Raw genomic sequence first — 25,360 nt, 5'->3', positions numbered from 1 at the left:
TAAATACCCCTTTTTCCCTAAATTAATTAAGATTAAACGATGAGTGATGTATTAACCCAAAACAAAGCCAACAAACAGGTAGGCAAAAATATCAGGATGATCCGGCATAAGTATGGATGGAGTCAGGAGCAGGTAGCCGGACGTCTTGGTATTTCTATACCTGCTTTGTCGAAAATTGAAACCGGTGTTACCGATGTCAATCTTTCGCGCCTTGAACAGATTGCGGCAATATTTGAAATGAATGTAACCAATTTGCTAATGCCTGAAGAGAATGTAGCGCAAATGGAACCTGCCGCTGGTGTTAACAGCGCTGCCCAAAAGAAACTTGCCGAACGCGAAAATGAAATTGCCTCTTTACAAAAAAAGGTAATTGAATTGTACGAGGAACTATACATTAAGAAATCACTTGCTGTATAATTACCTTATAATAAGTGTTTAAAATTATTGACACTTCTTCTCTAATTACATCTCTCCCTGCATAATACACGATTATTATACTTAGCACAAGATATACTTTGAGTTAAGTATAATAACGTTTATGTAATTTATAGGCTATAAATTACCCAATACACAAAAATTATTTTTCTGACCCTAAATAGCCATTTTGGAGTAATAATTGTTCAATCACTGTTGCATTAAATCTACCAGTGATGTCAAACTACTTTGTTTCTTTAACCCGGAATGCTGCACCTAAAAATGGCAGCACTATACATGATCCGTCTACAAAGCTTAAAGTAAAGGTAGTGGATCTTTTAAAATCCAAATTTGTTCCTCAAAAGGGCGAAGTGAGCTTTTTTGTAACCGCAGGTAACGAAACGCTGGCTTTTGAGACCAAAGGCTACAAGCACCACAGGCAATTGCTTATTTTACACATGGTGGCCTGGTATTGCATGTACCTGGGCCTGATGGAAGCGCAGATACACTCCAGTTTACCTTCTATTTACAGGTAGCTAATTACTGCTAACAAACTTTATAGTACCTTATTTTCGCTATCGTGAAGCATATCGCTGATATCAATGATTTTTTCATCAATATCAGTAACGCACTTATCCATCATATTAAGGCATTCACGTTGGCTTAACAGGCTTTCCTTTTCCAAGTTGAGCAATCCCTTTAATGTGGCAATAGGTCCGCGTATCTGGTGCGAAAGATAGGACGAGTATTCTGATAAGCGCGCATTCTTATCCTGTAAATCTTTGGTGCGCTCATCAATAATTTCTTCGAGATGATGATTGATACGATCTAAATTATCCTTCTGATAATTCACCTCAGCGTTCAAGTCAGTCAAACGCTTATTAGTTTCTGCTTTGCGTTTAATGTTACCAACTAACAAAGCTATCACTACAATAAGCAAACCTGCTACTATAGTTGCAGCAATAAAGCGGTAACGGTTATAACTTTGACGCTGCAGTTCCAACAAGGTTTTTTGCTGCAAATCCTGCTGTTTAAACTGTTCCTGCAATAAGGTAAGCTTGGTTGAACTGTTTGATCGGTTATCTATACTATCCTTTTTGTATATCTCTCGCAGATAATACACAGCTGCCTTATAGTTCTGACGTTTAAATTCCATTTCGTAAGCTGTAATCAGGTAATCGTACAACAGCTTAGTGTTTCTTGTTAACTCAGCATATGATCGACCTTCGTTTAAAGCCTTTTCAGCCTCAGTAAAGTTCTTTTCGGCAGCGTATAGCGCTGTAAGCGTCAAATTCACACCAGCCACAATAGTATTCATATCATGCACCTTGGCTTGGTCATGCGCATAAGTAAGCAACCGTTTAGCTTCAGCAAAATCCTGGGTTTTAAAATAAATCACCCCTTCATTTCTCCAGCTTTGCACTAAATCAGCTGTATCCTTAAGTTCGGTAAAAATACGCTCACTTACTTTATAGGCTTTTATAGCGCTGGTAAATTGTTTTTTACGGTAATACACATTACCCATATTCAAATTTAGGGCAGCAATGAGTTTACTATTATTAAGCCGTGTGGCTAAAGTGAGTGCCTGGTCGAAGAACTGGAGCGCTTTATCAAAGTCTATTTCTTGATACTCATTACCAATGTTATTATACACTTTAGCTTCGCCCGCCATGTTTTTTGCAGCTTTGAAATAATTAAGAGCTATCAAGTAATTATGAATGGCTTTATCAGGTTGGTTAAGTGTAGAATTTCCAATCCCAACCAAGCGGTATGCCTCCGCCCTCCCGTTATTGTAATTTAACCTATTGGCCAGAGCTAAAGCCTGCTGCGCATAAATCAAAGTTTGATCCGCATTATCACGATAGTTGTTGTAAGCTAACTTATTCAGCCTGTTTACTTCGTTGGTGTCATTCGCAGCAACATCGGGCATCACGTCCGCGTACACATACAGAACTCCAAAGCATAGCATCAGCACTAAGTACAGTTTTTTCATTGATGTGGTAATACGCTCAATATTAATTAAAGTTATAATATAAAAAAAATTATGCATCATTCTTTAAAAAAAGCGTAGCTCAAAAAAATTTCAACTTTTTTTTGGGAATTAAAAAACCATAATTACATTTGTAGTGTTAATTCAAATAAACATTACAACACATTAGCTTGTAACTTTTTATGAAAAAAATATTAGCAATAATTACCCTAATCGCATCAACGGTTGCAATGACTTCTTGCAGCAAAGAAAATGTACAGCCTAAAATGGACAAAAGCGACGTAGGCACCGTTCAAATTGCCGACAAAAGCGACGTGGGCATCGTTCAGTAAGCACTTTATTTTAATAGAATCATTACATACAAATTAATTAGTTATTAACATCCATATTATAATCACATGAAAAAGCTATTTACTATCGCCTTAATTTCAGTTTCTACTTTTGCAATGACCTCTTGCAGCAAAGAAAACGTACAGCCTAAATTGGACAAAAGCGACGTAGGCACCGTTCAAGTTGCAGGCGACAAAAGCGACGTAGGTACCGTTCAGGTAGCAGGCGACAAAAGCGATGTAGGCACTGTACAAGTTGCAGGTGACAAGAGTGATGTAGGTACAGTTCAGTTTAACTCTACTACTACAACTACTACAACAACTACTAAAGCCAAGTCAAAATAATTATCTCAATTATTTCTCTGAGGTCCTGTTTAATACATAATCACCTATATTCCATATAGTCATGAAAAAAGCACTTATTGCAGCTGCAATTATCTTAACTTCAGGTGTTACCGCATTATCGGTTACTAAAAAGAGTACTGCAGCAAAGCCGCCGGTTAATGCCAGCACTTTAAAAGCTGATTTTGCAGAAAGAAGCACAAGTAGCGCTAAAAGTGATTTAGGAACAATACAATAGTAAAAGCTATACTCTTCGGTTTGCAAAGCTTGTTTTTAAGTTTTGCAAACCGAAATATTATTGACACGAGTCAATAACTTATTAAAGCTGCACACTACTATTGTTTATTATACTGTATTGAATAAATTAATACACCGGCTTATCAGTTTTTAGCAACAGATAAAGCTGTTGTGATTCTCTCCTATCAATTCAAAAGGCCCTAAACAAAAGGTAGGCTTCACATTTGATATAAATGATATGCTAACTGCAAAAAAATACTGGTGCGCGTTGTAAATAAGGTTATTTCATAGGCAATTATCTCTTGATTAAAATGGTAAAAGCTTTGAAATTAATTAGCTACTGGCCTAACAATAAGCATTGATAATTAATTTCAGTTCTTCAATTCATTAATACACCACCTAATCTTACCACACTACCCTCTCTGATATAACTGCTTTATAGCAAATGATATATCAACCACAGTTTAGGTTATTACAAAAATATTATTTTAATATTAGTTAACATTTGCTGTTTCTATATTTATTCTCCATATATCCGTAAAGTTTTCCACACTAATTGGTTACCTGTTTTGTCGTCTAACATCTGGCTGATTCCATGTTTAAAAAATTCGGCTTTTTAGTGCAAGGCGGTATAGCATTTATATATTTGCAGGTAAACATATGTACTTATGGATACCATTAAAAATTATGTAGAAGCAAACAAACAGCGCATGCTGGACGAATTGTTTGATTTGTTGCGCTTTCCATCAGTAAGCGCCGACCCTAAATATAAAGCTGACGTACTTAAAGCTGCCGACTATGTAGCTGCACGCCTGAAAGATGCCGGTGCAGAAAATGTGGAAGTGTGCCAAACTGCCGGCTATCCTATTGTATATGGCGAAAAGATTATTGATCAAAGCAAACCTACCGTGCTGGTGTACGGGCATTACGATGTACAGCCGCCCGATCCGCTGGACTTGTGGGTAAGTCCGCCATTTGAACCAACCATACGTGACGGAAAAATATATGCCCGTGGTGCCTGCGATGATAAAGGCCAGTTTTACATGCACATTAAGGCTTTCGAGTTAATGATGCAAACCAATACTCTTTCCTGCAACGTTAAATTTATGATTGAGGGTGAAGAGGAAGTCGGCTCCGACAATTTGGGCACCTTTGTAAAGGAAAACAAAAACCGCCTGAAAGCTGATGTGGTGCTGATTTCGGATACCTCAATGCTGAGCATGAAAAACCCATCTTTAGAAACAGGTTTACGCGGTTTATCTTACCTCGAAGTTGAAGTAACCGGCCCCAACCGCGATTTGCATTCGGGCGTATACGGCGGTGCAGTTGCCAATCCGGCAACCATACTGGCTAAACTAATTGCTTCCCTGCACGATGAAAATAACCATATCGCCATCCCGGGTTTTTACGATGATGTAATTGAATTGAGCCAGCAAGAACGTGATGCCTTAAACGCTGCGCCTTATAATGAAGAAGAGTATAAGCAAGACCTGGATATTAATGATGTTTGGGGCGAGAAGGGTTATTCTACCTTAGAGCGTACAGGAACCCGACCTACTCTTGAGGTAAACGGTATCTGGGGTGGCTACATAGGTGAAGGCGCCAAAACGGTGTTGCCATCAAAAGCCAATGCCAAAATATCCATGCGTTTGGTGCCAAACCAGAGTTCGCAAAAAATCACTCAATTGTTTACCGAGCACTTTACCAAGATTGCACCGCCTTACATTAAAGTGAAAGTAACCCCGCATCATGGTGGCGAGCCGGTGGTTACACCAACAGATAGTGTTGCTTACCGCGCAGCACAACAGGCAATTACCGAATCCTTCGGGAAAGAGCCTATACCTACACGTGGCGGTGGCAGCATCCCAATTGTAGCGCTTTTTGAGGCAGAGCTGGGTATTAAAACTGTATTGATGGGCTTCGGACTGGACAGTGATGCCTTGCATTCGCCTAACGAAAAATACGATTTGTTTAATTATTATAAGGGTATTGAAACCATTCCGTTGTTTTACAAACATTTTAATGAGTTGAGCAACAGCAATAAATAAACTTAAAGTTAATTTATTTTCAATAAATACATGTTTTGGCACAGTAGCTGTACTGATACAGATGTAATTGTTTAGTATCAACTTTATTAAAACATCTATCATGGCAACTACAAAATCAAATTCAAAAAGCGAAGCCTCAAAAGAAATGAAAGACCCAAAAGCTTCAAAACTGCAGAAAAGTGAAGCCGCCAAAGAAATGAGCAGCGGTAATAAGAAAAAGAAGTAAAATTCTTTCAGGATAATAAACAGCAAAGCCGGTGATGACTATTACCGGCTTTGCTGTTTTAAAGCTAATGGTATTATCTTAAGCAATCTTATCTCTTATTTGTGAACTGATGTTGTCATGCCGAGGCCCTCGAAGCATGGTTGCAGAAATCCTACGATGTTAAACCTGTGCACCCATGCTTCGAGGGCCTCAGCATGACAGCGGGTGGTGAATTACTATATAGTCAATCCGTTACAACAAAGTATTACAAGTAAATCGCAGTTTAAGGTTCGCAGCAATTTAACATCCATTGTAACATTTACTTTAACACGAACAATCAACTCTATTAATCCTGCATTTCCGCGCAAACCCTTATTTTTACCAAATGATGCAATGGGAAAAACTGCTTTCGGCCAAGCGCTGGAGTGCTGAAAACTACACGGCTATTGATGAAGATGAGGCCCGCTCACAGTTTCAGCGCGATTATGACCGTTTAATATTTTCTTCTCCATTCCGCCGGCTGCAAAACAAAACACAGGTGTTTCCCTTGCCTGGTAGTGTGTTTGTACACAACCGGTTAACGCACAGTTTGGAAGTAGCCAGCGTAGGCCGCTCATTAGGGCGCATATTTTACAACGCTTTAAAAAAGCAGGAACCCGATTTGGATGAACGGCTGCCGCTCATCAGCGAAGTGGGCAATATTGTGGCCTCCGCCTGCCTGGCGCACGATATGGGTAACCCGGCCTTCGGGCATTCGGGCGAAGCTGCTATCTCTTACTATTTCAGTAACGGGCCCGGCATCAAATACAAAGCTGAGTTAACCGACGGGCAGTGGGAGGATCTGATTCATTTTGAAGGTAATGCCAACGCATTACGAATACTTACCCATCCTTTTACCGGCAAAGGCAACGGCGCGTTTGCTTTAACTTACAGCACTTTAGCTTCGATCGTTAAATACCCTTGCGAAGCACTGGCCGGGCACCAAAAAGGCAATATTCATCAAAAAAAGTACGGTTGGTTTCAGTCGGAAGAAGGCACATTTAAAAAGGTAGCCGAAGAGCTGGGAATGCTACAAACCGGAGATCACCCTTTGGTTTACAAACGCCACCCCTTAGTTTATTTGGTTGAAGCGGCAGATGATATCTGCTATAATATTATTGATTTAGAAGATGCACATCGCCTTAAAATACTTACTTACGAACAAATAGAAGCCCTACTGCTCCCACTCTGTAACAGCAGCAGCGGCACCCTGGCCGACCGGCTAAAAACCGATTACAGCGATGAAGATGCGAAAGTAGGTTTGTTACGGGCCCGTGCCATCAATACCATTACCCAAGCCTGCGCCCAGCTATTTTTAGACTATCAGGAAGCATTATTAAAAGGCGAATTTGATAAGGCATTAACTGATGCCCTGCCCGAGCCATTGTTAACCGCATGGAAAGCTATTGAAAAAATCTCGATTGAAAAGATCTATAACTATTCATCCGTAGTGCAGATTGAAATAGCCGGCTACAAAGTGATGGGCGGCTTGTTGGAAGAATTTATCCCTGCACTTATTGAAAACAACAGTAAGTACCATAAAAAGCTGGTGGCTTTAATTCCAAAGCAATTCATCAGTACGGATGACAGCCTATACGCCAAAATACAAAGCGTACTGGACTTTGTATCAGGAATGACGGACTTATACGCGGTTGAGCTCTACAAGCACATCAAAGGCATCGAGTTTCCGTCTATCCGATAGTCCAGCGCTCGCATTGAGCCAAATATTCTTCTCTGGCATCGGCACCTATACCGGGCGTATCATCAATAGTAAGATGGAAACCCTGATATTGAACGCCGCCTAAGCATGGGTCGGCCCGATGGCCCAGCATACAGGTGTCCATATCGTAAAATTTAATATTGGGCATAGCCATGGCAAAATGCAGTTGGGCGCTTAGGGCAATGCGGCTCTCCAGCATACCGCCCATCATACAGGGCACCTGATAGCTGGCCGCCAAATCCTGAATTTTCATAGCTTCGTTGATACCTCCCGATTTGGCGAACTTAATATTAATATAATCGCAGGAACCGGTGGTGAGTTGCTGCCGGGCATCATGGTGATTGTACACGCTTTCATCGGCCATAATAGGCACTGGCGATAAACTACGCAGTTCTGGCAGGCGATGATTGTTCCAGGTACGCAGTGGCTGCTCGCAAAACTGCACATCAAACTTCGATATACCTTGCAAAGCCAGTACGGCTTCTTCAAAGCTCCAACCCTGGTTGGCATCTACCCTGAGTTTCAACTCCGGCCCTACCGCCAGCCTGATTTGCCGGATCCGTTCTACATCCATTACTGCATCCATACCCAATTTTACCTTTATTACTGAAGCGCCCTGTTGTGAAAAGGCCAATGCTTTTTCAGCCATCAGTTCGGGCGCATAAATACCCACAGTAATATCCGTTTCTATATCCTTTCGGCGGCCGCCCAAAAACTGGTACAGAGGCTGGTTAGCATTTTTAGCAGCAATATCATACAATGCCATATCAAAAGCACTCTTAATGGTGTTGTTGAAAGCAGCGGCATCATGCAGTTCTTGTAAGCGGTGTTCTATTTCAAGTGGGTTGGTACCTATCCATAGTTTAGCAAAATCACGTGCCATAGCCAGGCAGGTATCCTGCGTTTCGCCGGTAATCATAGGGAAGGCCGAACATTCGCCCACGCCATAAAAGCCTGCATCGGTATGTACCCGGATGAAGGTATTTTGTGCCGAATCCATAGTGCCGGTAGCAATGGTAAAGGGTTCCATGGGGATACTGAAACGGTAGATGTCGATGTGGGTAATTTGCATAAAATTAAAATTGAGGCAAAATATTAAACAATACAATTGAAGATACATAAATGTGTACCATAAATATTCTTTTGCAGCTTCAACACAATTAGCTTATATTTGCGTTACCGCTTTAATAAAATAGCATTTACTATCCTGTTTTGTCTCTTTTGCTGTGCTAAACAGCTGCAATAAATAAAAGAGCGAATAAAACTTATTTTATAAATACAATACATGGCATTAGAAACTACGCCAATTTTCGATTATAACTCTACGCGGGGTAAACTCATCCTTTCTGAATACGGTCGCAATGTGCAAAACATGGTGGCATATATTGTGAAACTGCCTACCAAGGAAGAACGTAATCGCTACGCCCAGGTAGTAATTGACCTGATGGGTTTTTTAAACCCGCACCTGCGCGATGTGGCCGACTTTAAACACAAGCTTTGGGATCACCTTTATATTATCTCTAATTATAGCATTGATGTAGATGCGCCCTACCCGAAGCCTGAACCCGAAGCGGCGCTGTTTAAGCCGGAGCCTTTGAAGTACCCCAACCAACGCATCAGGTACAAGCACTACGGCAAAACCATCGAGCTGATGATTGAAAAGGCCAAAAGTATTGACGAGCCGGTACGTAAGCAGCACATGGTACAATCGATAGCCAACTTCATGAAAATGGCTTATGTGCAATGGAACAAGGATTCGGTAAGCGATGAAAGTATTCTTTCTGACTTGTATGAACTTTCGCGCGGGGAGCTTAAACTGGAGGAAAATATCAACCTCAATAAAGTAGAATATCGCACCCCGGTACCTACCAATAACAACCAACGCGGCCGCAGCAACAACAATCCGCGGGGCAGCAACCAGAATATGCAAAACCGCAATAACAACCAGCGGAATAACAACAACCAGAATCGTAATCAAAACCAGCGGAATAACAACCAAAACCGCCAGCGGCCACAATAAGCTTACTGTTTACAAAATTTATTGGGTAATTATCAATTGCGTACCTGCGCTATGTAATTACCCTTTTTTGTTTTGCTGCAAAGGGTATAGTTTATAGCACTATTCGGCATGTACTATTCGCAATGTGCAATTTTTGTACAATCTTTGCAGCCAATTAAGCTTTGGCTTTGTTATAAATTATTAAACCGACGATATGAAGAATGCATTTGAAATTGTAGGCGGCAAACCGCTAAAAGGTGAAATTGTACCACAGGGAGCGAAGAACGAAGCCTTACAAATTATTTCAGCTGTATTATTAACACCCGAAAAGATGACCATCAGCAATGTACCTGATATTCAGGACGTAAATAAGCTGATTGAATTACTGGGCGATATGGGCGTAACCGTGGAACGCTTAAGTCCTGATACCTATACTTTTGAAGCTAAAAATATCAACCTGGATTTCTTCCGGTCAGATGAGTTTAAAGCCAAAGGCAGCGGTTTGCGTGGCTCCATCATGATAGTAGGCCCTTTGCTGGCACGCTTTGGTAAAGCTGCCATCCCAAAACCAGGTGGCGATAAAATTGGCCGTCGCCGTTTAGATACGCACTTCTTGGGTTTTGAAAAACTTGGCGCTAAATTTAACTACGACCCAACAGAGGGCTTTTTCAACGTAGATGCCTCAGACTTACAAGGCACTTACATATTGCTGGATGAAGCTTCGGTAACCGGTACTGCAAATATTGTAATGGCTGCTGTGTTAGCTAAAGGAACTACTACTATTTATAACGCAGCCTGTGAGCCTTACCTGCAGCAACTCTGCAAAATGCTGAACCGCATGGGCGCCAACATCAGCGGTATTGGCTCTAACCTGCTTACCATTGAGGGGGTAACCGAACTAAAAGGAACTGAGCACCGGATGCTGCCGGATATGATTGAGATTGGCTCTTTCATTGGCTTGGCTGCCATGACCGGTTCTGAGATTACCATTAAAAATGTACAATATAAGGAGCTGGGTATTATTCCTGACACCTTCCGCCGTTTAGGTATTAAGCTGGAACTGCGTGGTGACGATATTTATATCCCCGCACAAGAGCATTACGAGATTGAAACCTTTATTGATGGTTCCATCATGACCATTGCTGATGCGCCATGGCCGGGCTTCACCCCCGATTTGCTGAGCATCGTACTGGTGGTAGCCACCCAAGCCAAAGGCTCAGTATTAATTCACCAAAAAATGTTTGAGAGCCGCCTGTTCTTTGTGGATAAACTGCTGGATATGGGCGCTCAAATCATCCTGTGCGATCCGCACCGTGCTTCCGTAATCGGTTTAGATAAACAAACCCAGCTGCGCGGTATTTCCATGACCTCGCCTGACATTCGCGCCGGTGTATCATTATTGATTGCAGCACTGTCTGCCAAGGGCAAATCCACCATTTACAACATCGAGCAAATTGAGCGTGGTTATCAGCATATTGATGCCCGCCTGAAAGCCTTGGGTGCCGATATTACAAGAATATAGTTAACCTTTAACAATCATTTTGTAAAAGCACCGGCCAAACCCCGGTGCTTTTTTTGTACCTTCAAATTCAACCTGTCATGCCCCGCTTACCCAACCCCTTCCGTATTTATGCCAGCACCTACAACGGTTTATCAGCCAACAGCTGGCACCTGTCATTAGTAATGCTTATTAACCGGAGCGGTACGATGGTCATTCCGTTCATGACTATTTATTGTACCCAGCAATTGCACTTCAGCATTACACAAGCCGGTTATATTATGGCCTTGTTTGGTGCAGGCTCAATTGCGGGTGCTTTTTTGGGTGGCAGGCTTACAGATAAGTTAGGTTTTTACAGCGTGCAGCTAATGGCATTAATTAGCGGCGGCTTGTTATATATGCTGTTAGGCTATCAAAAAACATTCGCTACCCTTGGCATAGGCACCTTTATATTAAGCGTATGTAATGAGGCCTTTCGCCCTGCTAACTCAGCAGCCATAGCGCATTATAGTTCGCCTGAGACCACTACGCGCTCCTATTCATTAAACCGGTTGGCTATTAATTTAGGCTGGGCTTTCGGCGGTGCGGTGGGTGGCTTTTTGGCAGCCATTGATTATCACCTGTTGTTTTGGGTAGATGGCTGTACCAATCTGTTTGCCGCATTGATTTTGATAAAAGTATTACCCTTTTCTGCTGTAAAAACAATAAAAACCCAGGTCAAAGCCATTGCTGATGAAATGCGCTCTCCTTATCAGGATCGCACTTACCTCATGTTCATTGCATTAATCGTTTTATATGCAGCCTGCTTTTTCCAGATGTTCACCCTGCAACCTGAATTTTTTAAAACACAATGGCATTTAAGCGAGCGTGTCATCGGTGCATTAATGGGTTTCAACGGTTTGCTTATCGCCTTAATTGAAATGCCGCTGGTGTATTATATGGATGGCAAGAAACATCCGCTGATTTACATTGCCTTGGGCACAGTGGTAATTGGTATTGGTTATGCAGTACAAAATGTATTGCCCGCAGGCATTGTAGTTGCTGTTATAAGTATTATCCTGCTTTCAGTGGGCGAGATCATCAGTATGCCTTTTATGAACTCATTTTGGGTAGCGCGCACTACCCCTGCCAACCGTGGGCAGTATGCTGCGTTATATACCATGGCGTGGTCATTGGCCCCCATAGTGGCACCTACCATTGGCAGTCAGCTGGTACTGCATGCAAGTTACAGTGCGCTTTGGTATGTTGTAGGTACTGCTTGCTGCGCTGGCGCATTAGGAACATTAGCTTTATACCGAAGCATCAGTAAAACAAAGGTAGCTTCAAGTTTAAGCTGAGGATTGTTGTCACCAATGAAACCCTGGCTCTTTACAGTTGTTAAGTCAGCTTAACCCCACAAATAAAATGATAAAAGCGATTATTACCGACCTCGACAACACCATATACCCCGTAAACTCTATTGGCGACCGCCTTTTTGCACCTTTGATTGATTTGTTGGAAGAACATAAGAATGAAATTGGGGAAGACGCTATTCAGGAAATTAAAAAAGAAATCATGAAAAAGCCTTTTCAGCAGGTGGCAGATAAACATGGTGTATCGCCGGAGTTGAAGCAGCAAGGCATCGACCTGTTAAACAATTTAGCTTACGATCAACCTATGCAGGCTTATGCGGATTATCACTTCATGCAGCAGGTTAAAGCACAAAAGTTTTTAGTGACCATGGGGTTCACCAAAATGCAGGAAAGCAAATTCGATATGTTGAACTTAAGAGCAGACTATCAGGAAACCATTGTAGTTGACCCCGAAAAAACTGATAAAAAGAAGCTGGATGCCTTCAAAGAAATCATCACCAAATACAACCTGAAACCTGAAGAAGTATTAGTTGTGGGTGATGATGTAGAATCTGAAATTAAAGCCGGGAAAGATTTAGGGATGCCCACCTACCTGCGCGATGAAAAAGGCGACTATCCTGCCGGCACAGCCACCTACCAGTACCCTACGCTCGAACACATGAGCGAATTATTCCAATAACTGACTAAGCGCCGGGTTAAGCCCGGCGGCTTTTAAAATTTTTACAGTAACCAACAATTGCCCAAAATGGCGCATGGTATGCTCGGCAGCATGCGTATATAGCCCCATTACGGTAGAGGGCAGCTGCGCACGCCCTACCCCCCGCGCCTCGGTAAGCGTATTTGTATCCGTTTGTTGTAATTGTGCAATCGCTTTATCCACCTGTTTGTTAAATTGGTTGACAAAATCCTGTGATACTCCAGCAGTGGCTTCCGGTTTACCTTCAGCCTTCAAATAAATTAGTTGGTCTTCGTTCAAAGCTTCGCCCTTTGCATAAGTAAACAAACGATCCAACACCCCGCTCAAATGCTGCAAATGGAAGGCGGGTGAAGCCAGCCCAGCGGGTTTCAGCCATAATAAGTGCTCGGGAAAATCTTGCATCAGGGCAACGATTTCTTCACGTGCCTGCTGCAGTGCAAAAGCTATTGGTTGTAATAGGGCCGGTATTTGGGGCTGAGGGCCGCGCATCCAAACTTCGGGTAACTGGGATTCAGTCATGATTTAAATTCGCTTTTTAAAATTGATTGTGCCTACAATAATATACAACAAAATAAAGGTGGCAATGTCGTTAGTTACATAAAAATATCATTTGTGTAAGAGCTTTAGCTTACATTTTTGATTACAACCTAAAGGTGTGCATACAATTTAAGCAGTGGTATAAGTATTGCATTCTGATGTGCACATGAATATTTACGCTATGAAAATGAATATACTTTCCCGAAGCCGTGTACTGCTTTCACTTAGCCTGGCGCTGGTTACCCTGGCCCTGCTGATGCAAAGCTGTCGTAAAAAGAGCCGCTCTGACATGGGCGAAGCCTTGTACAAAATCAGTAAAAATAAGGTGTATAAAAAGATAACACCTGAAGAATACGAACCGGTATTTAAAGAAGTACTGGAGCAAGAAAAAGGCACGCTCACTAATCCGAATCAGATTACTGCCTTTTACGAAGCCAATGAGAATGACCCGGTTTTTGTAATGGACCACTTGAAAAATAATGATTTACGCAGCCTGGCAGATTATTGCCAGCGCGCCGGTCAGCATGGCCTCAACCCTGAGCAATTCAAAGGTGATGAAATGATGGCACTGGTCAACAAAATTACCAGCAAATCAGCCATCAAATCACCAAAAGAGGCTTACGAAGTTATGGCTCATTTAGAACTATTAGCGGCCAACTCACTGGTTGATTATGCCAACGCACTGGAGTATGGAGTAATTAGCCCGCGTAAAATCTACGCCCGTTATTATACTAAAACCCTGCGCCCTGATAGCGCCTCCATGAACGCGGCACTAAATGCTACCAACATTAAATCATTTTTGGATAGCATTCAGCCTAAAAGTGCGCAGTATGTGGCCTTACAAAAGGCACTGGCCAGCGGCGTGTTGGCACCAGGCATGAGCAAAGAAGAAACCGAGCGCACCATACGTGTAAACCTGGAACGCCTGCGCTGGAAGAATAAACCTGATGCTGCCAAGTATGTAGTTGTAAACATTCCGGATTATCGCTTGGATGTGATGGAAAATGGTAAATCTACCATGAACATGAAAGTTTGTGTAGGTCAGGGTCGCAATATGGATAATGAAATCACCCTGGCTGAATACAATGAAGGCAGCGACAAAGACCGCCCCTTCTCTCGCGAAACCCCGCAATTGAACAGCATGATTAATGTAGCTCAGGTCAATCCGGTTTGGAATATTCCGGAAAGCATTGCCAACAACGAAATCATTAAACATGCCGCCAGCGATCCTTACTACCTGTCGAATCAAAATATTGACGTTTATAAAGGCGGTAAAAAGGTAGAAGATACTGAAACCATTGACTGGGGTTCAGCCAGTGCCAGTGAATATTCATTTAAACAGCAGCCCGGTGATGGTAACGCTTTAGGTAAAATTAAATTCCTGTTCCCAAATAACAGTAGTGTTTATTTACACGATACCCCAGCCAAAGGCGCTTTCAATTTATCGATGCGTGCCGTAAGCCATGGCTGTGTACGTGTAGAGCGCCCCTTAGATTTAGCGCATGCCTTATTTGGCGATGGACAGAAATATCAAACCATTGAGCAGGATATGGGAAAAGATAACCCCGAGCCGCAAAATTTAACTTTGCCTAAAAAGGTGCCGGTATACATCACCTACATGACTTGTTGGCTGGACCCGGCAACGAATGTTATCCAGTTTAGGAAAGATGTATATGGTTTGGACATGGTGTTATTTGCCCACATGCAAAAACATAAAATTACCAAAGAGCAACACGCCATATAACAAACAAGGGCCCTGTATTTATAAATACAGGGCCCTTGTTTTATTAAGAGGATATAAAATAGATTTATATAGTAGCTAACTTCTCTTTTGAAGGTGTTAAAGCAAAATTAGCAGCGGCATCGGCATTCAAATATTTTGAAGTATAACGCTGATCATTACCGTTAATAAACAACACTGATTTACCTTTAATGATATCAATTACCTGGTTAGATACCAGTGGCGATACCGCAGGGCAACCAAAACTGCGGCCAATGCGGCCTAATTGAGCAATAGTTTTTTCACACACATAATCAGCAGCATGTACCACGATATCGCGAGCACGGGCTTTATCATTAAAACCGGCATCCATACCATTCAAGTGTAAAGAACGGCCGTGTTTACCGTAATAAATATCATCGGTAATATAAAAACCTAAACTGCTCTGATGTGATTCTGCAGTGTTTGAAAACTGGCTGGCCATATCATCACCACTACCCTGTCCATGGGCTACCCAGGTATTTACCAATAACTTTTTCTTCATCAAATCTACAATCCACATCCGTTTGGTGCGGCTTGATTTGGTAAAATCTACCACAGTTACTACCGAACTGTTGGCCGGCAACTTGCCATCCATTTTCAGGTTGTAATAACCGGTTACTGCTTTTTGAAATACAGCTACATCTAAACTGGCTTCAGCTAACTGAGCAGTTTGATAAACGCTGTCTATATATTGATTAAATAAGTCTTTTTGTGAAGTTGCTACTTTAAAAGCAGCTTGTTGAAGCTTTTGTGTTTTTTTTGCAACTACCGTTTCACGGCTGAATACTGAGATAAAAGCGATAATCAGTAAACTTGCAATCCACCAAATGTTTTTCTTCATATTTCCGTTGAGAATTTAATTCTAAATTAAGAACAAAATAAAAAGGTCAGCGGGCTTAAGTTAGAAGGGCCTATAATTGCTTTGTGATTGTATAACAAATATACACATAAAAGTGGCTTTGTCAAGTCATCTGATTATCATTATAGTTAATCAATAGACTATATCGAGTATTAAATTTCCTGAAAGTTAATTCTGAACAGCCAGTAATTCCACACTCGCTACTTTAAAAAACAAGAAACGTCATTGCGAGAACGAAGCAATTTCTATGCGCTGTTTGGTTAGGCACATAAAGATTGCTTCGTTCTCGCAATGACGTAATAAATATCAAAGATTTGCCGGATAATATAAATTAACTTTTAAAGTCAATTATTCCACCCAATTCACCTTTTCTTCGAGCGGTGTTTTACGCTTACCTTCGGGCTGGTCATCAGTGTAACCTAAATAAAATACACCCATTACTTGATCTTCTTCACCCAGGCCTAAATAAGCTTTCATGGCTGGTTTAAGCGTTTGTCCGCCTGTGCCCCAGTAAACCGCAATACCGGCAGCAGTAGCGCCTAAAAGCAGGTTTTCAATAGCACAAGATGTAGCTACTATTTCTTCGAATTGCGGAATGTTAGGATTGGTACCACGTTTGGTATAAGCCACGATAATGTGAGAGGCTTTATCGCCCATGCTCATCAAGTTTTGATGTACAGCAGGTTTAAAATTCTCTTCTGCTGTATTTTGCTGATACATTTCTGCATGTTTATGGCAAAAAGCTGTGGGTTGCTCATATACTACAAAGCGCCAGGGCTCGGTTGAACCATGGTTGGGCGCCCAGTCGGCCAGGGCAATCAAAGCTTCAATATCTGCTTTGGCAATCTTTTGGCCATTCATGGTTGCCGGTTTGATGTTGCGGCGTGACTTGATAGTTTGGGCTATCGCGTTAAATTGTTCATTCATAAAAAAAGCGCCTGTTTTGGCAGGCGCTAAATTAGGGAATATGTGGTAGCTATGCTATACCAATTAATACATTGAGGGAAATTTGGCCGGATTGGCCTCGTGCATCATCGCGTATACTGTTTCTATTACATCCTCGGTAGATGGCTTACAGAAGTAATCACCATCAGAGCCATAAGGTGGACGGTGCTCATAGGCACATAAGGTACGCGGCTCGGCATCCAGGTAATAATAGCCCTTCTGCTGCTCCAGCACTTTTTGCAAAATATAAGCGGAACTTCCGCCCGGAATGTCCTCATCTATAATCAGCAGTTTATTGGTTTTTTGCAGGGAGGCAGCACATAGCTGTTCCCGGTCAAACGGATACAGGGTTTGCGGATCAATTACTTCTATGTTGATGCCTATCTCCTTTAATTCCTGTGCAGCTTCCATCACAATACGCAAGGTTGAACCATAAGAAATTACAGTTACATCGGTACCTTCCTGCATAATTTCTGCTTTGCCTAAAGGCACTGTGAAATCGGCTACGTTGGTCGGTAATTTTTCTTTCAGGCGGTAACCGTTCAGGCATTCAATCACTATAGCAGGCTCATCACCTTGTAACAACGTATTGTACATGCCTGCAGCCTGGGTCATATCACGCGGTACGCAGATATGAACGCCACGCATAGTATTTAAAAGTACGCCAAGTGGAGAACCAGAGTGCCAGATGCCCTCTAAGCGGTGGCCCCGTGTACGCACAATCAGCGGTGCTTTTTGTCCGCCTCGTGTACGATAGCTTAAGGTGGCCAGATCATCGCTCAACACGGTGATAGCATATAAAAGGTAATCAAGGTACTGTATTTCGGCGATTGGGCGCAGGCCACGCATGGCTAAGCCTAAACCCTGCCCAATAATGGTAGCCTCACGGATGCCGGTATCGGTAATGCGCAGGTTACCATATTTGGCCTGCAAACCGGCAAAGCCCTGGTTTACATCACCGATAGCGCCCACGTCTTCACCGAAAGCTACTAAAGCCTGGTTGCGGCCAAACTGCAGGTCGAAGCAGGTATTTAATACTTCCCGGCCGTCCATCAATTTGCTGTCTGTACCATATTCAGGTTTAACCTCAGCTACGTTTAAAGGTGATTGTGGCGTATCGGTAAATAATTTTGAATTGAAGCGTTCATCATTATCAGCCGCCTGCTGTTTCAACCACTGAATTAATGGTTCACGTTGAGCCTTAGCATCAGCAACCGTTAAGCGCAAGGCTTTCCGGGCTGCAACCATTACCTCTCGGCGACTGGGGTCTAAAAAATTATTTAATTCGGTGCCTATTTTATATAACTCATCAGCTGCCGATGCTGTACCTGCCAATTCGTTAATCAGTTGAACCGCCTGTTTTAATTCAGATTTTATTTCGCTCGCCAAGTCATCCCAAGCTTCACGCTGGGCTTCGCGTACAGTTTTTTTGGCCGTTGCCTCTAAAGCATCCATTTCCTCATCGGTAGCAATGACTGATTTTACCATCCAGCGGCGCATCTGCAAGAGGCAATCATGCTCTGCCTCCCAATTTAAACGCTCTTTAGTTTTATAACGCTCGTGCGAACCCGAGGTAGAATGGCCTTGCGGCTGCGTCATTTCTACTACATGTATCAGTACCGGCACATGCTCGGTACGGCATAATTCAACAGCACGCTCGTAGGTTTCACATAAAGCTACATAATCCCATCCGCGTACTTTAAATATTTCATATCCGTTGGTACCGGGCTCACGCTGGAAACCTTTCAACACTTCAGATATATCCTCTTTAGTAGTTTGCAAACTGGCAGGTACAGATATGGCATAGGCATCATCCCACACAGAAATAGCCATAGGCACCTGCAATACACCCGCTGCATTGAAAGCCTCAAAGAACAAGCCTTCTGAAGTAGAACCATTACCAATAGTGCCAAAGGCCACCTCATTACCATTTACCGAAAACTGCTTCATATCAACCAAACCGGGGTTTTGGCGATATAACTTCGAAGCGTAAGCCAAGCCTAATAAACGCGGCATATGACCGCCGGTGGTAGATATATCTGCCGAGCAGTTCATACTTTCGGCTTGATTTACCCAGGTACCATCAGTATTGGCATAACGGGTGGCGTAATGGCAATTCATTTGCCGGCCGGCAGATGCAGGGTCTTTTTCAATATCGGGGTTGGCATACAGCTGCGCGAAAAACTCTTTAAGCGTACTCATACCGGTCGCAAACATAAAAGTTTGGTCACGGTAATACCCAGCGCGCCAATCGCCCGCCTTAAAGGCTTTGGCCATTGCAATTTGCGCTACTTCTTTGCCATCGCCAAAAATGCCGAATTTGGCTTTACCGGTAAGCACTTCACGACGGCCCAGCAAAGCAGCCTGCCGACTTTCAAAGCCTACTCGGTAATCATTAATTACAATTTGTTTGAAATCATCAAAACTCAACTCAGAAGGATTGAACCCTCCGGTTGCCTGTGTTGCGGCTTCAGGCATATATAATTTTGTTTTTGCGGTAAAAGTATAAAATTCTGTTCGGTAATTGGTAGACCGGCTATATAGAATAACTTGTCAGGGTGCTATTTTGATTTTGCATAATTAAAATTATATTTGTGTAATAAAAATAAGAACATGAAAAAATTGCTGATATTGTGCATGGTTGTTTTGGGTTTTGCCTTTAAAGCCTCTGCACAGGACGACAACAAAGCTGAGTTTAAATTCAACGAAGAGAAACACGACTTTGGTAAGATTGCACAAGGCAAACCGGTTACCACCGTTTTTGACTTCGTAAACGTTGGCCAGGAACCACTGATTTTAACTGAAGTAAAACCTACCTGCGGTTGCACCATTGCTGATTACACCAAAACCCCGGTTAAAAAAGGTGAACATGGCAGCATTAAAATCACTTACAACGCCGCTGTAGCGCAGCCGTTTAACAAAACCATTATTGTAACATCTAATTCAAAAACACCTACAAAATACTTAAACATTGTAGGCGAGGTTGTTGCAGCCAACACACGCTAAGTAATATTTTTACTACACATACTGTAAGGGAGATGCTGATAAGGCATCTCCCTTTCTTTTTACCAGAAATTATTAATTTTGTAACCTATGCCACAAATTTCATTGAAAGGGCAGCACATGCCTGCTTCGCCTATACGTAAGCTTACCCCATTTGCTGATAAAGCCAAAAACGAAGGTAAAAAAGTATATCACCTCAACATTGGCCAGCCTGATATTGAAACGCCCGAAGGCATGCTCAATGCCATTAAAAACATCAATTTTAAAGTATGGGCTTATACAGCGTCAGAAGGTACCCTCTCCTACCGCAAAAAGCTGGTAGAGTATTACAATAAGCTTAATTATGGCATTGCCCCGGAGAACATTATTGTAACCACCGGTGGCTCAGAGGCGATTACCATTGCCATGATGACCTGCCTGGACCCAGGTGATGAAGTGATAATTCCCGAACCGTTTTATGCCAATTACAACGGTTTTGCCTGCCAGAGCGATATTGTGGTAAAACCAATCCTTTCTTATATAGAAAACGGATTTGCCTTACCCGAAATCAGCGAGTTTGAGAAACTGATTACTGACAAAACCAAGGCCATTATTATCTGCAACCCTAATAATCCTACGGGGTACTTATATTCTCAGCAAGAAATGGAAGCTTTGAAGCAACTGGTTCTGAAATATGATTTATACCTGTTTGCTGATGAGGCTTACCGTGAGTTTTGCTATGACGGCCGCGATTTCATTTCGCCCATGCACTTAGCAGGCCTGGAAGAAAATGTAATTGTAATGGATACGGTAAGTAAACGGTATAGCGCCTGTGGTGCCCGCTTGGGTTGCCTGATTACTAAAAACAAACAAGTGTTATCTACCGCCCTTAAATTTGCACAGGCGCGTTTGAGCCCAGGTATGCTGGAGCAAATTGCCGGCGAAGCCGCTGTAGATACCCCAGATAGTTATTTTGAAACAGTCAGTATTGAATATACCCACCGACGTAATCTGTTAGTAAATGCCCTTAATCAGATGGAAGGCGTATTTTGCCCTAACCCTGGCGGCGCATTTTATGTAGTGGCCCGTTTTCCTATTGACAATGCGGACAAATTTTGCCAGTGGATGTTGGAAGAATTCAGCCATGAGAATGAAACCGTAATGATGGCACCGGCCACGGGTTTCTACAGTACTGCTGGCGCCGGTATTAACGAAGTACGCATGGCATACGTATTAAATGCATACGATTTACAACGTGCCATGCTCTGTTTAAATCAAGCACTACGGCAATACCCCGGCCGAGTAGAAAACTCTGCTTTAACTGAAAACACAGTGCAATCTTAGTCAACCGGCCATTATTGGCAGTACTTTATTTCTATATGTTCGCTATGTAAATAGAGTACTGTCAATAATTCATTGCTGGCAGGTCAAACAAGTCTGGCTCAAATTTTGTATCTTTGTAAAGATATCACCTGCTGGCATCTGCCAACACCAACAATATGGGGTCGACCGGAATTGACAGGATGGAGATAAGTAAGTAAGCATGCAGCGCGTTGTGTGAATTAGCGCTATAATCTGAACGCTCAAACTTTCAAATGGCGAAAATAACTACGCCTTAGCTGCCTAATTTAGAATTAGCATAGCTTTTGTCCCGCCGGTGTTCCGTTTTGTTGAACCGGTATATGGGGCATCGATAAACAAAACTGGCTTGCTTAAGGTGTGATAAGCGAGCAAGATAAAGCACCTACGGAAGACGGTACAGGTGAGTAACTGACCTTCCCCTTCCCGACAACCGAACAGTACTAAGCATGTAGAAAGCTTACCTTATACCATGTTTGGACGAGGGTTCGAATCCCTCCGGCTCCACTAAGTAGGTATCAAAAACCACTAAAACCCTTCAAACGCTATGTTTGAGGGGTTTTTTGTTACATTTTGGTTTGATTTGCTCACCGTTGAACGTCCATTTTGGTGACTATTCTGGTGAGCAGGTCACTTTACACTAAGCTGCTCACCAGAAGGTATTAAAATGTCTGACTATCAACATGTTCAGCGAGTGAACATCTTGTTTAAACTATGCTGCGAAGTTAATTTTGTTTAACTTTTAACAGCTTTTTTTTATGACTAAAAATGTCGCTATTCTCTTTTATCTGAAAAAGAGAGCAAATGCCAAAGAGCAGAAAGTTCCGGTTTACATGAGGATTACTGTGGACGGACAACGTGTTGAACTTGCAACCGGTGAAAGAATTGAGCCCAAATTATGGGATCCAAGTGAAGGACGAGCCAAAGGAAGGACGCCTGAGATAGAGGAAGTCAATTCAACTCTAAACAGATTGGAGATGAAAATTAATGACACGGCCCGCTATCTCAAGGATTACGATGAAGAGATTACAGCAGAGAAAATCAAAAATCGGTATTTAGGTAAAATTGAAAAACCGATGATGTTAGTGGAGGTCTTTCAAGAGCATAACCGAAAAGTGATGGCTCTGGTCAACCGAGAGTTTGCTCCCGCAACCGCAACCCGATATGAAACAACATTAAAACATACCATTGATTTTATGCAATGGAAGTACAAAAAGAAAGACATCCGGGTTAAACAGATAGACCACCATTTCATTACCGAATTTGAGTTTTACCTCCGGTCTGTCAGAAAGTGCAATAACAACTCGGCATTTAAATACATCAAAAACTTTGGGAAGATTGTCCGTATCTGTTTAGCCAACGGGTGGATAACAGTTAACCCATTCTTAAATTACAAGATTCGAATCAAAAAAGTTGACCGCCCTTTCCTTTCAAAAGAAGAGCTTGACTTGATGGCTTTTAAAAAGTTTGTGAGTACCAGGTTGGATCAGGTTAGGGACATTTTCTTATTCAGCTGCTATACCGGCTTGGCATATGTGGACGTACAAAAGCTAAAGCGTTCAGAGATCGTTCGCGGTTTCGATGGCGAGCAATGGATCTTTACCAGCCGTCAAAAAACTGACACCCCATCACGAATTCCTTTATTACCTTATGCACTATCCGTCATTGAGAAATATCGGGATCATCCACAATGCGAAATTGAGGATCGGTTATTACCGATATTGAGCAATCAGAAAATGAATGCTTACTTGAAGGAAATAGCAGACCTATGCGGTATTGATAAAGATTTAACCTTTCATATTGCTAGGCACACATTTGCTACCACCGTCACCTTGTTAAACGGTGTGCCTATTGAAAGCGTATCTAAAATGCTTGGACATACTAATATCAAAACAACTCAGCACTATGCTCGGATTTTAGATCTAAAGGTTGGTGAAGATATGGGAGCACTACGAAAGAAGCTGCAAACCAGCTAGCACGATAAAACAACACGACATTTGATGTTCCATTTTGGAACATCAAATAACTTTCAGCTTGGCAGCACAGATAAAAATCAAAAACGCTAGAGCTAAAACTTAAAATCATCTTAAAACAGTAAAAATGGAAGAACTTAGCACGCGCGATCAGGAGATTGCTGAAAAAATATTTCTTATCAGAGGAATTAAAGTGATGTTGGACAAGGATTTGGCCCAAATGTATGGAACTATGCCAAAACGTTTAAGACAACAGGTTAAACGTAACCTTGATCGTTTTCCACAGCATTTCATGTTTCAACTTTCTGATAAAGAAGTAGACTTTATGGTATCGCAAAATGCGATACCTTCACGCCAGTCATTAGGCGGGTCTTTGCCTTACGCTTTTAGTGAACACGGAATTCTAATGCTTGCAAACGTGATTAAGAGTCAACAGGCAATAGCGATGAGTATTAAAATCATTGAGGTGTTTGTTAAATTCCGAGAAATGCTCATCTCTCAAAAAGATTTGCTGCTTAAATTTGAGCAGTTAGAGAAATTAGTCGTTCAGCACGACGATGATATTCAATCTATCTTTCAAGCGCTAAAGCAAATAATACAGCAGAAGAATGAACCAAGGGAGCCAGTAGGGTTCAAATTAAAGAGATAGTTAGCTTTGACATTTGCGTTATATTAAGGGGTCACAAATTGTGACCCCTTAATATTTTTGAATCAACAGCTTTAATTATTAAAAGGATAATTTATATTTAATTAAAATATGGCAAAGCGGATTAAGACAGAAGAGCAATATCAAGACGCCTTAGCTCGTCTGTATGACTTGATGCAGAGTGATGTAAAAGAAGGATCAGAAGCGTCAGAAGAAATGGAGGCATTGAGTGTACTGATTAAAGAGTATGAGTTGGCGCATTATCCACTAACAAAAAATCATTAGATCCATATTATGAAAATTTATGCTACAGGCGACGGTATTAATCTTCACAATCCTGACCACTCAGTTCACGTCGAATTGGCAAGAATTGTTGGTTTGATTGATTTAGGTATTAATAATGGCGATAACAGCTACGGTTGGAGTGGAATAAAAGCAGTAGCAAATTTTCATGAGGCCCTATTTATTTTAGACTTTCTAGAAACTGTACGCTTGGAAACCAATGATGACGTATTGATAACCGAAGGTGACAAATGCTGGTGGCCAACTTTAGGAGAGGCAGAAAAATATGATTTATATATTTTCAACCTCTCCTCGCTTAAGTGAATAAGTGGTCTAATAGGGCTATCACTTATTGGACATTAAAACTTGTACCTATATGTAGTAACTACCAAATAATGGTAGTTACTGGTTTATTTATTCTTTTAATAATCTCATCATTAAATCTTTTCCTTCACAAAAGAAGAAACAGTTAAGCGGTGAACTCCCAAAATTCTCCCGATAGCACTATAAGATATCTTTTTATTCATTAGCGATTTGATATCGTCCTCTTTACCGGAAAGTTTACGAACTTGGGATTTACTACCTTTAGGTCTTCCTAGAATTTGCCCTTCGGCCTTTCTACGGGCGAGTGATTCTTTAGTGCGTTGGGAAATTAAATTGCGTTCAATTTCTGCAGATAGCCCAAAAGCAAAAGCAAGAACCTTAGAATTGATATTATTTCCTAATTCATAGTTCTCTTTAATAGTATATACCATGATATCCTTTTCCATGCAGTCATGAAGGATTTTCATAATTTGCATTAAATTTCTGCCTAGACGAGATAGCTCTGACACAAACAACACATCTCCTTTTTGCATTCGCTGCAACAAAGCGCCGAACTTTCGAACCTCTAATTTTTTTGTTGAGCTAATGGTTTCCTCAATCCACTCGTCTATTATGACTTCCTTTTTAGATGTAAAGTTTTGAATCTCAAACTTTTGATTATCTGTAGTTTGTTTGTCCGTGCTAATGCGGATATAGCCGTAATTCATAATTGTATAAGTTTTTAAAGTAATTTATTTAAACAGGACAAGTATAAACTAAGCCACTAATAGTATTAGCTACAGCACTTATTTCTGAAGAATAAGGAGCGATTATATTCGACA

General features: G+C 41.7%; 25 protein-coding genes and 1 other RNA gene. 19 read left to right on the top strand and 7 right to left on the bottom strand.

The window, feature by feature from the left end; all coding sequences use genetic code 11:
• The first annotated feature begins 39 nt into the window (after positions 1-39).
• Positions 40-417 (top strand): helix-turn-helix domain-containing protein, encoded by a 378-nt coding sequence (locus ACYVNW_RS03125; protein WP_460678383.1) that lies wholly within the window; start codon positions 40-42, stop codon positions 415-417.
• Positions 418-650: 233 nt separating this feature from the next.
• Complete coding sequence (locus ACYVNW_RS03120) at positions 651-950, top strand: hypothetical protein (RefSeq protein ID WP_460678382.1); 300 nt, start codon at positions 651-653, stop codon at positions 948-950.
• 20 nt (positions 951-970) lie between these two features.
• Here ACYVNW_RS03120 and ACYVNW_RS03115 read toward each other — a convergent pair whose 3' ends face one another.
• On the bottom strand, positions 971-2,407 hold the full coding sequence (locus ACYVNW_RS03115) for a tetratricopeptide repeat protein (protein ID WP_460678381.1): 1,437 nt from the start codon (positions 2,405-2,407) through the stop codon (positions 971-973).
• A gap of 395 nt (positions 2,408-2,802) precedes the next feature.
• On the opposite strand from ACYVNW_RS03115, the gene ACYVNW_RS03110 reads away from it, so the two are divergent.
• The 5 genes from ACYVNW_RS03110 (at position 2,803) to ACYVNW_RS03090 (ending at position 7,306) form a co-directional block, all read left to right on the top strand.
• The gene (locus tag ACYVNW_RS03110; protein ID WP_460678380.1) at positions 2,803-3,078 is read left to right on the top strand and encodes a hypothetical protein; all 276 of its coding nucleotides are present in this window, start codon (positions 2,803-2,805) and stop codon (positions 3,076-3,078) included.
• Between the two features lie 61 nt (positions 3,079-3,139).
• Positions 3,140-3,313 (top strand): hypothetical protein, encoded by a 174-nt coding sequence (locus ACYVNW_RS03105; protein ID WP_460678379.1) that lies wholly within the window; start codon positions 3,140-3,142, stop codon positions 3,311-3,313.
• Between the two features lie 667 nt (positions 3,314-3,980).
• Positions 3,981-5,360, top strand: coding sequence for a dipeptidase (locus tag ACYVNW_RS03100; protein ID WP_460678378.1), 1,380 nt, complete (start codon positions 3,981-3,983; stop codon positions 5,358-5,360).
• A gap of 100 nt (positions 5,361-5,460) precedes the next feature.
• Complete coding sequence (locus ACYVNW_RS03095) at positions 5,461-5,586, top strand: hypothetical protein (RefSeq protein WP_460678377.1); 126 nt, start codon at positions 5,461-5,463, stop codon at positions 5,584-5,586.
• 367 nt (positions 5,587-5,953) lie between these two features.
• A complete protein-coding gene (locus ACYVNW_RS03090; RefSeq protein WP_460680991.1) occupies positions 5,954-7,306 on the top strand; it encodes a deoxyguanosinetriphosphate triphosphohydrolase in 1,353 nt (450 codons plus the stop codon).
• Here ACYVNW_RS03090 and ACYVNW_RS03085 read toward each other — a convergent pair.
• Positions 7,296-8,396 (bottom strand): mandelate racemase/muconate lactonizing enzyme family protein, encoded by a 1,101-nt coding sequence (locus ACYVNW_RS03085; RefSeq protein WP_460678376.1) that lies wholly within the window; start codon positions 8,394-8,396, stop codon positions 7,296-7,298. The genes ACYVNW_RS03090 and ACYVNW_RS03085 overlap by 11 nt on opposite strands.
• 213 nt (positions 8,397-8,609) lie before the next feature.
• On the opposite strand from ACYVNW_RS03085, the gene ACYVNW_RS03080 reads away from it, so the two are divergent.
• The 4 genes from ACYVNW_RS03080 (at position 8,610) to ACYVNW_RS03065 (ending at position 12,852) form a co-directional block, all read left to right on the top strand.
• Positions 8,610-9,344: a DUF4290 domain-containing protein gene (locus tag ACYVNW_RS03080; RefSeq protein ID WP_460678375.1), complete on the top strand. Its 735-nt coding sequence runs from the start codon at positions 8,610-8,612 to the stop codon at positions 9,342-9,344.
• A 193-nt stretch (positions 9,345-9,537) separates the two neighbouring features.
• On the top strand, positions 9,538-10,845 hold the full coding sequence (gene murA, locus ACYVNW_RS03075; protein WP_460678374.1) for a UDP-N-acetylglucosamine 1-carboxyvinyltransferase: 1,308 nt from the start codon (positions 9,538-9,540) through the stop codon (positions 10,843-10,845).
• A gap of 77 nt (positions 10,846-10,922) precedes the next feature.
• On the top strand, positions 10,923-12,158 hold the full coding sequence (locus ACYVNW_RS03070) for an MFS transporter (RefSeq protein WP_460678373.1): 1,236 nt from the start codon (positions 10,923-10,925) through the stop codon (positions 12,156-12,158).
• Positions 12,159-12,225: 67 nt separating this feature from the next.
• A complete protein-coding gene (locus tag ACYVNW_RS03065; protein WP_460678372.1) occupies positions 12,226-12,852 on the top strand; it encodes an HAD family hydrolase in 627 nt (208 codons plus the stop codon).
• Here the strand turns inward: ACYVNW_RS03065 and ACYVNW_RS03060 are convergent.
• The gene (locus ACYVNW_RS03060) at positions 12,841-13,389 is read right to left on the bottom strand and encodes a DinB family protein (protein ID WP_460678371.1); all 549 of its coding nucleotides are present in this window, start codon (positions 13,387-13,389) and stop codon (positions 12,841-12,843) included. The genes ACYVNW_RS03065 and ACYVNW_RS03060 overlap by 12 nt on opposite strands.
• Before the next feature lie 199 nt (positions 13,390-13,588).
• Here ACYVNW_RS03060 and ACYVNW_RS03055 point away from each other — a divergent pair, with 199 nt between their 5' ends.
• Positions 13,589-15,151, top strand: a complete 1,563-nt coding sequence (locus ACYVNW_RS03055; protein WP_460678370.1) for a L,D-transpeptidase scaffold domain-containing protein — start codon at positions 13,589-13,591, stop codon at positions 15,149-15,151.
• A gap of 64 nt (positions 15,152-15,215) precedes the next feature.
• Here ACYVNW_RS03055 and ACYVNW_RS03050 read toward each other — a convergent pair whose 3' ends face one another.
• From ACYVNW_RS03050 to ACYVNW_RS03040, 3 genes are all read right to left on the bottom strand, one after another.
• Positions 15,216-16,010, bottom strand: a complete 795-nt coding sequence (locus ACYVNW_RS03050; RefSeq protein ID WP_460678369.1) for a murein L,D-transpeptidase catalytic domain family protein — start codon at positions 16,008-16,010, stop codon at positions 15,216-15,218.
• 366 nt (positions 16,011-16,376) lie between these two features.
• Positions 16,377-16,955 (bottom strand): nitroreductase family protein, encoded by a 579-nt coding sequence (locus ACYVNW_RS03045; RefSeq protein WP_460678368.1) that lies wholly within the window; start codon positions 16,953-16,955, stop codon positions 16,377-16,379.
• A gap of 63 nt (positions 16,956-17,018) precedes the next feature.
• A complete protein-coding gene (locus tag ACYVNW_RS03040; protein WP_460678367.1) occupies positions 17,019-19,451 on the bottom strand; it encodes an alpha-ketoacid dehydrogenase subunit alpha/beta in 2,433 nt (810 codons plus the stop codon).
• Between the two features lie 135 nt (positions 19,452-19,586).
• Here ACYVNW_RS03040 and ACYVNW_RS03035 point away from each other — a divergent pair, with 135 nt between their 5' ends.
• From ACYVNW_RS03035 to ACYVNW_RS03005, 7 genes are all read left to right on the top strand, one after another.
• Positions 19,587-19,979: a DUF1573 domain-containing protein gene (locus ACYVNW_RS03035; RefSeq protein ID WP_460678366.1), complete on the top strand. Its 393-nt coding sequence runs from the start codon at positions 19,587-19,589 to the stop codon at positions 19,977-19,979.
• Positions 19,980-20,066: 87 nt separating this feature from the next.
• Complete coding sequence (locus ACYVNW_RS03030; protein WP_460678365.1) at positions 20,067-21,299, top strand: pyridoxal phosphate-dependent aminotransferase; 1,233 nt, start codon at positions 20,067-20,069, stop codon at positions 21,297-21,299.
• A gap of 157 nt (positions 21,300-21,456) precedes the next feature.
• Positions 21,457-21,824: a transfer-messenger RNA gene (ssrA, locus tag ACYVNW_RS03025) on the top strand.
• A gap of 248 nt (positions 21,825-22,072) precedes the next feature.
• Positions 22,073-23,290, top strand: a complete 1,218-nt coding sequence (locus ACYVNW_RS03020) for a site-specific integrase (protein WP_460678364.1) — start codon at positions 22,073-22,075, stop codon at positions 23,288-23,290.
• Positions 23,291-23,414: 124 nt separating this feature from the next.
• Positions 23,415-23,936, top strand: a complete 522-nt coding sequence (locus tag ACYVNW_RS03015; RefSeq protein ID WP_460678363.1) for an ORF6N domain-containing protein — start codon at positions 23,415-23,417, stop codon at positions 23,934-23,936.
• A 108-nt stretch (positions 23,937-24,044) separates the two neighbouring features.
• Entirely contained in the window at positions 24,045-24,218 is a 174-nt protein-coding gene (locus ACYVNW_RS03010; protein WP_460678362.1) for a hypothetical protein, read from the top strand.
• Positions 24,219-24,227: 9 nt separating this feature from the next.
• The gene (locus tag ACYVNW_RS03005) at positions 24,228-24,539 is read left to right on the top strand and encodes a hypothetical protein (RefSeq protein ID WP_460678361.1); all 312 of its coding nucleotides are present in this window, start codon (positions 24,228-24,230) and stop codon (positions 24,537-24,539) included.
• Positions 24,540-24,652: 113 nt separating this feature from the next.
• Here ACYVNW_RS03005 and ACYVNW_RS03000 read toward each other — a convergent pair whose 3' ends face one another.
• The gene (locus tag ACYVNW_RS03000) at positions 24,653-25,246 is read right to left on the bottom strand and encodes a master DNA invertase Mpi family serine-type recombinase (protein ID WP_460678360.1); all 594 of its coding nucleotides are present in this window, start codon (positions 25,244-25,246) and stop codon (positions 24,653-24,655) included.
• Positions 25,247-25,360 lie beyond the last annotated feature (114 nt).

The sequence above is a fragment of the Mucilaginibacter koreensis genome (assembly GCF_054783355.1).
This window is presented reverse-complemented; position numbering and strand designations above follow the sequence as displayed.